Origin of the sequence: Massiliimicrobium timonense (genome assembly GCF_002160865.1) — a bacterium.
Classification (GTDB): Bacteria; Bacillota_I; Bacilli_A; order Erysipelotrichales; family Coprobacillaceae; genus Allocoprobacillus.
In genome coordinates this window covers 41,042-52,038 of sequence record NZ_NFLJ01000020.1, presented here as the reverse complement: position 1 = coordinate 52,038, position 10,997 = coordinate 41,042, and the positions used below count along the sequence as shown (strand labels likewise).

Sequence of the window (10,997 nt, the reverse complement as noted above, 5' to 3'; positions counted from 1 at the left end):
CTGGAAGACATACTATACAGACTCAATATGATATACGAATATGCAGATGAACTGGATGACTTGACTCAGGAAATCAATCTGAAGTTAGATAAACTGATAGAAAAAGCAGAAAAAAAGAATCATGACCCATCATCAGATCATGATTCTCCTATACAGTTTTAAAATTGTGGGAAGGCTGTTCTTCCCACAATTTCTTATAATCCAAAACCCCACAACCCCGTGTTATTTTAGATTACCGTATTGAATATCTTCATATAATGTTTTTAATAAAATGGCTTTTGAAGATGGTTTTTGTTTTTTGAAATCATAAGTTTTCATTAAACTATATTCAACTACATCATATTTTTCAACAACTTCATCATAAATATAATCAGATTGTCTAAAGAATAATGGATCATCATCTTCTAAATAAAGACTACCAAATTCTTTATCTTTGTTATAATATACAACTTTTGCTTCATAACGATCAATATATTCATCAAGATGTTCCATTAATTGATTATATAAACGATCATATAAAGAACTGCTATCCATATTCTGATATTGTTCTAAAATAGTGTTTTGTGAAATTTCTTTTTGATTTTCTGCTTTGATTTGATAAACAAAAGCATTGGCTAGATTGATGATTTCTTGATTTTGACCAGTTTTAACCATATCTAAAATCATTTCATAAGTTGATAATTCATCAAGATTATATCCAGATTTAAAGAATTTATAAATCAAATTTGTATAAGCTTCTTTAACTTTTCCAGTATGCATATATAAATCATAAAGAACCTGGAAAGAATCAACATGAGGAATTCTATTACCTAAAGCTAAGAATTCATTTTCTGCTTCTTCATATCTTTGTAAATGGACAAGTGAAGATGCACGATAATATTTCACCCAGTTAAGGTTGTTATAATGCCATTTGATAGGTTGTGTCAATGCTTTATTAGCATATTCTACACAGGCTTTATAATCTTCTAACTCATATGAGCATCTGACTTTTAAACGATACCATTTTTCTTTTTTAGATTCAAATTCTTTACCAGCATTGTTGATAAAAGGATCAATGCTTAATGTTTGAACATCAAGTTTATCTAAAAGAGTAGATAATTTTTGATAGTTCACAGGTTTCTGGTTCATGACATACTTCATTGCTTTATTGATTGTTGCTTCTAAAGGAGAATACTTTTCTTGTTTACATAAATTTGTGATTTCATCAACAATAGAGAAAAATAAATCTTCTTTTTCTTTGATTTTGTCTTCATCAATATTGATATATTTATTATAAAGTGCATAACCATAATGATTAATAAAACCACTTAAACCTTCACCAACTTGTAAGAAAGTCTTTCCTACTTCAATTGCATCATCAGTGCGTCCTTGATTTTTCAATTCCTTTACATAATCCATAGCTTGAAAATCATTAAATGAGCTTGGATCTTCTTCAAAACGTTTATCATAATTTGTTAAATCTTTTGGTTCACGTTTTTCCACGATTCATCACCTCGTTTACTATTATATCAATTTCATAACTTCTTGTGAAGAATAAAGATTGATTTTTCACATGAAATACTTTTGACCAAAAGAAAAACACTCGAAAGTGTTTTTATTCAACCGTCACTGATTTAGCCAGATTACGTGGTTTATCAACATCACAACCTTTAAGACAAGCTGTATAATAAGCTATAAGCTGTAAAGGAATGGCAACCAGAATTGCTTGTAATGTTGGTTCAACATCGGGTAAATAGTAAGTGTTTTGTACATTTTTAACTTCTTCATGATGTGTTGTCAGTAAAATGACACGGGCTCCTCTGGCAATCGTTTCCTGGATGTTACTGATTGTTTTTTGAGCAATATGAGGCTGGGTTGCGACAGCAATAACAACAGACCCATCTTCAATTAAGGCAATTGGACCATGTTTTAATTCACCAGCCACATAAGCATCGGCATGAACATAAGAAACTTCTTTGAGTTTTAAAGCTCCTTCAAGCACACTGGCATAATCTAAATTTCTTCCAATAAAATAAGCATCATGCATATCCTTTAACATATGCGCATATTGTGCAAACACAGGTTCATCTTTTAAAATATTGTCCACATATTGAGGAATAAGCTGTAATTGCTTAATGACATCATCGTGAACATCCTGATTTAAATTTTGTGCTATATAATAAGCTAATAAAATTAAAAGAACAAGCTGTGTTGTATAAGCTTTCGTTGATGCAACAGCAATTTCTGGACCAGCACATGTATACAATACATAATCTGCATCTCGAGAAATGGTGCTTCCTAAAACATTCGCAACAGCAAGAGTTGTGGCTTTCTTTTCTTTAGCTAAACGTAATGCTGCCAAAGTATCAGCGGTTTCTCCAGATTGTGATACAAAGATGGCTAATGTCTTTTCATCAATCAATGGATCATTATAACGAAATTCACTTGCGACTTCACTTAACACGGGAAGATGAGCAACTTTCTTTAAAACATGAGCCCCACATAATGAAGCATGATAGGCTGTCCCACAGGCTACAAAATAGACTTTGTTGAATTTTGAAAAATCAATGTCTTTTAATTCATCTAAGACAATATGTTGTTGATGAATACGTCCTCTTAATGTTTCTGCAATGACATGAGGCTGTTCATGTATCTCTTTCAACATAAAAGTATCATAGCCATCTTTTTTAGCTGCCTCTAAATCATAAGGAATTGTTGTTGAAGTTTTTTCAATCTTTTGTCCATCATGATTGTAAAAATCAATATGATCACAAGATAAAACAGCCATTTCATAATCATTTAAAAAATAGACATCTTTTGTATACTCTAATAAAGCAGGAATATCACTTGCAGCGACATAGGCATCATTTGTTTTTCCAATGATTAATGGGCTATCCTTTTTCGCCACAATGATATGATCTGGTTCAAGTGTTGAAAGAATACATAATGCATAACTTCCTTTGATTTGTTTTAATACTTTTTGTGTTGCTGCTAAAAGATCCCCTTCATAAAGACTATCCAAAAGCAAGACAACGACTTCACTATCAGTATCAGATTGAAACTGATATCCTTTTTTGATAAGTTCATCTTTTAATTCACGATAATTTTCGATGATACCATTATGCACTAATGCGATTGTTTCATCTTGATTGGTATGTGGATGTGAATTGAGATTAGATGGTATACCATGTGTTGCCCATCTTGTATGTCCAATACCTACATGTCCATGTAATTGATGACTTTTCAGTTTATTTTCTAAATTTTCCAATCTTCCCTTACATTTGATAGTGACTAATTGACTGTTTTCTAATGTTGTAATACCGGCACTATCATAACCACGATATTCCAATTTAGATAAACCTTGCATTAAAAAAGGCAAAGCTTCTCCTTTTCCACAATAAGCTGTAATTCCACACATAAAATCTTCCTCCATATATTCAATTGATTATATGATGAAGTGATGCCTGATGATATTTGTTTAATGATCACTCATTATTTTTGCTCATCGTTCAGGTAGCATCATACCTCCAGATCATCCGCCGAATCTTTCGATAAATCTGGTCCTCGTCAACTTTGAAAAAAGTCCAGGCGCTTCATTTTTAAAAAACTCCATCAACACTGCTATTATACATGAAAGATGAAACAATAGTTTTCATATTTTAAAAATCACTGCATCACATCTATAAAATAAAAAAAATAAAAAAATTTCGTTTAAAAAAAAGAAAAATGAGAAAAATATGCGTATATATATAATAGGAGGGTTATTATGAGTATACGTAATAATTTACTAGAAATGAATAAATCTTTAAAAAAATTAGAAGAATCCGGTGTTTATGATGTTGAAAAATATAGTTATGCCCTGTTGCATCAAACAAGTCAGCTGGAATATTTTTATTGTCATCTTGTTAAAGATGGAGATTGTAATCAGACTTTCTATCACGTACATAAAAGACCACATATCCATGAATTAGCCTATTTTAATATTGGACGAGGTTTTCCTAAAGAATTAATGGATGGACATTGGTGTTATGTTTTAAAAGATATGGGATATAAGATGCTTGTTGTTCCATGTACATCTATAAAGAAAGATTCGACACCTGTCAATCCACTGTTTGAAAAAGATATTAAAATAAAAACTGATACACATATAACATATTGTCGTATTCAATTGAGTGATATTCGCTCAGTAGATATTCAAAGATTAGATTTAAGAAAGTCTTTTTATCAAGTTTTAACATCAAGAGAAGAAATTATGACATTTATTGAAAAAAATTTATTTGATAAGTAATCTTGATTCATGTATCATATAGGGATATATGGAGGGGATTTGATGGAGGAATTTTTGAGTGGGTGTAGAAGATCTTTACCGATTGCTTTAGGATATTTTCCGGTTTCTTTTTCTTTTGGTGTTTTTGTGGCTTCAAGTGGCTTGCCGTTAGGACTGGCAACTTTGATTTCTATAACAAATTTAACATCATCAGGACAGTTTGCGGGTGTGTCCTTAATGCTTGTTCAGGCATCTTATATGGAAACCGCTTTGACACTCTTGATGATTAATGCACGTTATTTTTTAATGTCACTGTCTTTAAGCCAAAAGATTGATCAAAAGATGTCAACACTTGAAAGAATGGTGATTTCTTTTGGCATTACAGATGAAACATTTAGTCTGGCATCATTAGAACAGAAGACTCTCTCTTTTCCTTATATGGCAGGTTTTATACTGATACCGATTATTGGATGGACAAGTGGAACACTGGCAGGAGAAACATTAACCAATTTATTACCAGCCTCTTTACAAAATGCAATGGGACTCGCTTTATATGGTATGTTTTTAGCCATTATTATTCCTGCATCTTCAAAATCACGTGCTTTTGGAGAAGTCGTTTTATTGGCAGCTATTCTTTCAACGTTAATGTATGTGACTCCTTTGTTTCAAGAATTATCGAGTGGATTTCAATTGATTATCGCAACGTTACTGGCAGCATTGTATGGCGCTTGGCGTTATCCAATTGAGGAAAAAGAATGATGACAAGTTATTTGCTGATGACTGTTTTAGTGATGGCTGTCATGACTTATTTACCTAGAATGTTGCCATTAACTTTTTTTAAAAAAGAAATTCATTCTCGCTTTATCCGCTCACTTTTATATTATGTTCCCTATGCTGTACTATCGGCTTTAACTTTTCCAAGTATTTTTTATGCAACTGGAAATATGGTCAGTGCTTTTATAGGAGGACTGGCAGGTATTTATTTTGCTTATCGACAAAAAGGGCTTGTTTTTGTAGCCTGTATGACAGTGATATGTAGTTTTATAGCCCAAATTGTGATCCCATTTTAAATGGGATTTTTTCATTATCAATTCAATTTCATGACAGGAGAAAACCTGTCTTTTTGTTTAGCATGAAAGGAGGTGATGTAGACAAGAAAGTTATGTTTAGCCACAAAAAGGAGGGAAAAGGATGAATAAACATAAACTATTTCATGGATTTAAAAAAGTTTTATTATCAATTTTATCTTGTTTATTTGCGTTAAACATAGGTCAAGTTCACGCAGCATCTTATGAGATGAACACCTACAATTATTTACCGGGTGTCACGACAAAAGATGGAGCCAAACTCAATGATGGTACAATCTTGGATGAAAGTGCCTATGATGAAGGTGTGACTGTCCTTTTAACAACAAATGGACAGTATTTTTATTGTCTTGAACATGGTAAAGCTGTTCATGATGGAACACAGTATACACCTACTGATACGATTGATTTGATTGAGGAAGCACAGAAAAACAAATACTTAAGTGCTTCACAAAAAGAAATATTGATTAGTAGAGTTTTAAGTCTTGCTCCTACTAAAATCAATGTAGAATACAATACGAGTGGCTCATTGAAAGCAGTTAAGGGTAATGCCTATCAATGGTATGCTGCTCAGATCATTGTATGGGAAATCATGGTAGGTGAAAGAAAGGCGGATGGCAGCTATCGAGGAGTCACAACGAGTGGGGCAACTTCTGTCTATAATGCATTGAACTGGGATAATGCAACAACCAAATCCAATGTCAAAAAATACTATGATTCCTATAGTGAAACATTGGCTTCTTGGAGCAAAATTCCTAGTTTTGCTGCTAAGAGTGAAAGTTTAGCCAAGACTTATGAAATGACGGACTTTGATGACAGTCATTATTATATGGAGATGAACGATCAAAATGGTGTCTTGGATAGATATGATTTCAAATCTGATGGGCTATCATTTGATAAAAGCGGAAATATTTTAAAAATAACAGCCAATGCTTCTTTTGAAGATACTAAAACTGTTTCAGCAACCAACAGTCTAGATTTAAACAAAAGACAGCTTATTTGTCTAGACAGTTCTGAAAGTTATCAAAAAGTTGCGATTGCTGGAAAACTGGATGAAGCTTTACCAAGTGCTTTCTTTAAAATCAAGATTGGAACGTCTGCTTTAAAGATAGTAAAGAAAGACAACAAAGGAAATTATATTTCAGATGTTCAGTTTAAAATCTCTTATAATGCCAATATGAATCCAAGTCTAGGCACATATACAACTGGTAAAGATGGAACAGTAACCATCAGTCAATTAAAACCAGCCACTGTCTATATACAGGAAGTTAAAGTGCCAGATCATCTTGTTTTGGATTCAACAGTTCATTCAGTCGAATTAAAAGCTGGACAGACAGCTTCATTTACACAAACAAATAACTGGAAACAAGGTTATATTCAAGTTGTCAAGAAAGATAAGAAAACCGGCGAGATTGTCAAGAAAGCTGGGACAAAGTTTGAAGTATTAAGTGGCAATCAAGTTGTTTCAACAATCTCTACAAATAATGAAGGTATTGCCAAAACAGGTTTGCTTGATTATGGAACATATACGATTCTTGAAAAAGAAGCACCACAAAACTATGTCATTGTGACACTGGAAAAGAACCAAAGTGTGACTGAAAATGGCAAAACTTATGCGATTGAAATCTATAATGAGCCTGTTCTAGGGAAAATTGAACTCGAAAAACAGGACAAAGAAACAGGTAATAGTGCACAGGGTGATGCCACTTTAAAAGAAGCAGAATATGTCTTGAAAGCCAATGACAATATTCTCAGTCCGGCTGATGGTACAGTGCTTTATACAAAAGATGAAGTCATTTTTCAAAAAACAGTTGGTAATGGCGTTTGGGGCGATACAGGAACAAAGAAAACAGACAACAATGCGAAGATTTCTTGGTCTAACTTACCAATGGGAGTATATCGTGTTGAAGAAACAAAACCAAGTGTTGGATATTTATTAGATTCACCACAGATTGTGTCATTGGCATCTTCCAATTCAACACAACAGGTTGTGACTCAAAATGTTGTTTCTAAAGAACAGGTCATCAAAGGAAAACTTGAAGTCGCTAAGATGGGTTCTGATGGATCAAGTGGTATTACACAAGGTTTGGCAGGTGTTGAATTTACAATCAAACTTTACTCAGATGTTCAAAAGAATGGATGGGAAAAAGCTAAAACGTATGATGTGCTCGTCACAGATCAAACAGGACGAGATACATCTGTTGATTTGCCTTATGGTATTTATCAAGTCAAGGAAACAAAGACACCAGAAAATTATTATGCCAGTGGTGATTTCTTTATCACCATTGATCAGGATCAGGAAATGGAATACAGAATGGTCAACAATGCTCCATTCAAGGCATGGCTAAAGATTGTTAAAACTGATGATCAAGGACAAAAGGTGACTTTATCTCATGCCACATTTAAGCTAAAAGATGAAGACGGAAATTATGTCAAACAGAAAGTCGGTTTAGTTTATAAAGACGAATGGACAACAGATGAAAAGGGGTATGTTGTCTTGGATGATATGGTCAAATCAGGAATATATACCATTGAGGAATTGAAAACACCTGAAGGATTCTTAATAGGTGATGACATCAAGGTTGAAATTTCTTCTGATCGTCAGGACATCATTTTTGATGAAGATCATCAGCCAGTCATTGAAGTAACATTTGTCAATGAAAAACCAACAGGTCATTTGATTTTGCACAAGACATTTGAGTTAGATAAAGACACAGCAGTTGGTGGAGCCCAGTTCAAAGTGACAGCTAACAGCGATATCGTTGATCCAACAACTGGAAAGCTCATCTACAAAAAAGGTGAACCTGTCAATATGGACACTGCAACTGATGGTATTTATATGATTGATGAAAGTGGAAAACTGGAATTAAAGGATTTACCACTTGGAACAGATGGAGCACAATATAAAGTTGAAGAAATCAAGACTGTTGATGGCTATGTACTTTTGGATGAACCTGTGACCTTTGTGTTTGAAATGAAAGACAATACAACGAAAGAATATGTAGTGGAAAAGACAGTCAATAACAAGCTAACAGAAACATATTTCTCTAAGCAGGATCTTAATGGAACAGAACTCAAAGGTGGAGAATACACTGTGATAGATGCTGAAACTGGAGAAATTGTAGAACAGTGGACAAGTGATGGACAAACGCACTTAATTAAAGGACTTGTCATGGGAAAAGATTATATCTATCGTGAAGATTTGACACCACTTGGATATACTTATGCCAAAGATGTGAAATTTACAATGTCCAAAAACAAACAGACGATTGTGATGAATGACACACAGGTAGATGTGACAAAATTAGGTGCCAATGAAAAACCTGTCAAAGGAGCCACATTACAGGTGGTTAGTACCAAAACAAAGGATATTGTTGATCAATGGGTTAGTGATGAATCCAAACATCTTGTAGAAGGATTGAAAGTTGGTGAAACTTATATTTTACGAGAAATCAAAACACCTGATGGATATGTGACAGCTAATGAAATACCATTTATCGTTAAAGAAGATGAAGATATGCACTTATCAATGATTGATACAAGAGTCAGTGTTCAAAAGAAAGATGATAATGGAAATATTGTTAAGGATGCTATTTTACAGATAACTGACCAGCAAAATAACATCATTGATGAATGGACGACAGATGGTACATATCATGTTGTTAAAGGGTTAAAAGCAGGTGAAACTTATACACTTACTGAAATCAAAACACCAGAAGGATATAAGAAAGCATCATCAATTGTTTTTACTGTGGATCAGACACAGGATATGATATTGACAATGACGGATGATCGTATTTTAACGGATATTCAGGTCAATAAGATTGATAGTCAGACACATCAAAACATTGTTCATAATGATTTTGAATTTACAATATATTCAGATGAAAAGTGTCAGAATCCATTAAAGACAATCAAAGCCAATATCAATAAAGGAATAGTGACTTTTACGGATTTAGCATATGGTCAGATTGTTTATCTTAAAGAAACTAAAGCACCACAAGGTTATCAGTTGTCTGATGAAGTTGTAAAAATAGTGATTGATGATCAACTTGAAGGTGTTGGAAACATTCATAGTTTACAGTATGAAAATACTAGAATACCAGTGATTGTAAAAACTGGGGACTCATCCAATATCATGAATATGGTGATATTAGCTGGAGGAAGTCTTGGTTTGATGATCATGTTGAAGTATAGATCAAAAAAAGAAGACAATATGTAAAAAAGATGCAGGGAGAAATCTCTGCATCTTTTTAATTATAAATTTAATAAGCGTTTTGTATCTCTAGCAATCACAAGTTCTTCGTTTGTTGGAATGACATAAACTTTAATTTTTGATTCTGGTGCAGAAATTAGTCGTTCTCCTTCACCATTTTCATTAGCATCATCATCAACAACAATACCTAAAGCTTCGCTTACTAATGATAAAATTTCTTTTCTTGCATAAGCAGAGTTTTCACCAATACCTGCTGTAAAGGCAATGGCATCACATCCACCTAATGCAATGAAATATCTTCCGATATAAGCAATAACTCGTCTAAAGAAAATATCAATCGCAAGTTTTGCTCTTTCATTTCCTTCATTAGCTGCATTTAAGACATCTCTAAAATCACTTGATACACCAGAAACACCTAATAAACCAGATTCTTTATTTAACATATGAATAACATCTTTCATATCCATACCAACTTGTTCAATTAAGTAGTCAATAATAGAAGGATCCAAATCACCACTACGAGTTCCCATCATAATTCCAGCTAATGGTGTAAATCCCATTGAAGTATTAATAGATTTTCCATCTTTAACAGCTGTAAGAGATCCTCCAGCTCCTAAGTGAGCAACAATGATTTTAGAATGTTCAGGATTTCCTAATTTTTCAATGACTTTTTGAGAAACATAATAATGTGAAGTTCCGTGTGCACCATATTTTCTCACTTTATAATCAGTATAGAATTTATATGGAATTGGGTAGATATAACATCTTGGTTCTAATGTTTGATGGAATGCTGTATCAAAAACAGCCACTGCTCCAGCATTTGGAATAGCTTCTTTAAAAGCATAGTATCCTGTTAAGTGAGCAGGATTATGTAAAGGAGCTAATGATTTTAATTCATCAATTTTACTTACAACATCATCATCAATAATGGCAGATTCTTTAAAATAAGAACCACCTTGAACAACCCTATGTCCAACACCTTTAATATCTTCAAGTGATGATACGATATTTTTTTCTAATAATGTATCTAATAATAAATGAACAGCTTCTTTATGTGTTGGAATAGGTAAAGTACGAACATCTTTTTGACCATTAAATTTAATTGTAAAAATAGAGTCTTCTAAACCAATTCTTTCAATCACTCCAGAAGTAATTACAGATTCATCATCCATTTCAAATAATTGGAATTTTAGTGATGAACTTCCTGCATTAACTGCAATAATTTTTGCCATTTTCTTATCCTCCCTTAATTCCCTTTTATTATAACATTTATTTATAAAAAAACTAGAAAAAAATGTTTTATCAAAAATATTTGTATTTTTTCTAAAAAGGATTATAATAGAAAAAGGCCGGGGGTGCATTTTGCTGAGAAAGGTGGAAACCTTATCCCTTATGATCTGAACTGGGTAATGCCAGCGTAGAGAGTGCAAATAATGAAATTGTGACTTTT

Annotated in this window: 7 protein-coding genes and 1 riboswitch; of the genes, 4 read left to right on the top strand and 3 right to left on the bottom strand. The window is 33.0% G+C overall.

What is annotated here, in order from left to right; translation table 11 throughout:
* Window positions 1–222: 222 nt before the first annotated feature.
* Both B5E75_RS08010 and glmS read right to left on the bottom strand, forming a co-directional pair.
* On the bottom strand, window positions 223–1,482 hold the full coding sequence (locus tag B5E75_RS08010; protein ID WP_087358227.1) for a hypothetical protein: 1,260 nt from the start codon (window positions 1,480–1,482) through the stop codon (window positions 223–225).
* A 112-nt stretch (window positions 1,483–1,594) separates the two neighbouring features.
* Window positions 1,595–3,397: a glutamine--fructose-6-phosphate transaminase (isomerizing) gene (gene glmS, locus B5E75_RS08005; RefSeq protein WP_087358226.1), complete on the bottom strand. Its 1,803-nt coding sequence runs from the start codon at window positions 3,395–3,397 to the stop codon at window positions 1,595–1,597.
* A 348-nt stretch (window positions 3,398–3,745) separates the two neighbouring features.
* On the opposite strand from glmS, the gene B5E75_RS08000 reads away from it, so the two are divergent.
* From B5E75_RS08000 to B5E75_RS07985, 4 genes are all read left to right on the top strand, one after another.
* Complete coding sequence (locus B5E75_RS08000; protein ID WP_087358225.1) at window positions 3,746–4,267, top strand: hypothetical protein; 522 nt, start codon at window positions 3,746–3,748, stop codon at window positions 4,265–4,267.
* A 42-nt stretch (window positions 4,268–4,309) separates the two neighbouring features.
* A complete protein-coding gene (locus tag B5E75_RS07995) occupies window positions 4,310–5,005 on the top strand; it encodes an AzlC family ABC transporter permease (protein WP_087358224.1) in 696 nt (231 codons plus the stop codon).
* Window positions 5,002–5,316 carry an AzlD domain-containing protein gene (locus tag B5E75_RS07990; protein WP_420866395.1) on the top strand — a complete coding sequence of 105 codons (315 nt, stop codon included), beginning with the start codon at window positions 5,002–5,004 and terminating at the stop codon, window positions 5,314–5,316. The genes B5E75_RS07995 and B5E75_RS07990 overlap by 4 nt, the downstream gene beginning before the upstream one ends.
* 121 nt (window positions 5,317–5,437) lie before the next feature.
* A complete protein-coding gene (locus tag B5E75_RS07985; RefSeq protein ID WP_087358223.1) occupies window positions 5,438–9,553 on the top strand; it encodes a SpaA isopeptide-forming pilin-related protein in 4,116 nt (1,371 codons plus the stop codon).
* Window positions 9,554–9,588: 35 nt separating this feature from the next.
* On the opposite strand, the gene B5E75_RS07980 is transcribed toward B5E75_RS07985, so the two are convergent.
* A complete protein-coding gene (locus B5E75_RS07980; protein WP_087358222.1) occupies window positions 9,589–10,779 on the bottom strand; it encodes an acetate/propionate family kinase in 1,191 nt (396 codons plus the stop codon).
* 109 nt (window positions 10,780–10,888) lie between these two features.
* Window positions 10,889–10,989: riboswitch (TPP riboswitch) on the top strand.
* Window positions 10,990–10,997: the final 8 nt, after the last annotated feature.